The sequence below is a fragment of the Penaeicola halotolerans genome (assembly GCF_016464625.1).
Classification (GTDB): domain Bacteria; phylum Bacteroidota; class Bacteroidia; order Cytophagales; family Cyclobacteriaceae; genus Penaeicola; species Penaeicola halotolerans.
The window spans coordinates 1-266 of the sequence record NZ_JAEAGO010000085.1 but is presented as its reverse complement, the minus strand read 5'-3'; the positions used below and the strand labels follow the sequence as shown (position 1 = coordinate 266).

1 protein-coding gene is annotated in these 266 nt (G+C 46.2%); it reads left to right on the top strand.

The genetic code is table 11. The annotated features are described in order from the left end of the window. The coding region (locus I5349_RS13790) for a hypothetical protein (protein WP_226391360.1) at nt 1-266 on the top strand (266 nt) is incomplete at both ends.

Sequence of the window (266 nt, the reverse complement as noted above, 5' to 3'; positions counted from 1 at the left end):
ACTGGAGCAGATGACTTGATCAATGTATTGGCGAATGACAGTTACAATGGAGTTACTCCAGCAGCACTTACAGAGACAGATCTTGTAGTTGTATCAGCAGATGCGCCATTAACCTTAGACATTACGACAGGAGAGATAGATGTAGCGGCAGGCACAGCGGCTGGTACCTACACCTTAGTATATAGATTAGTTGACTCACTGAATCCAGGCAATACAGATGAGGCTACAGTCACGGTAATAGTAGCAGGCGCAGGCTTGGTAGCCAA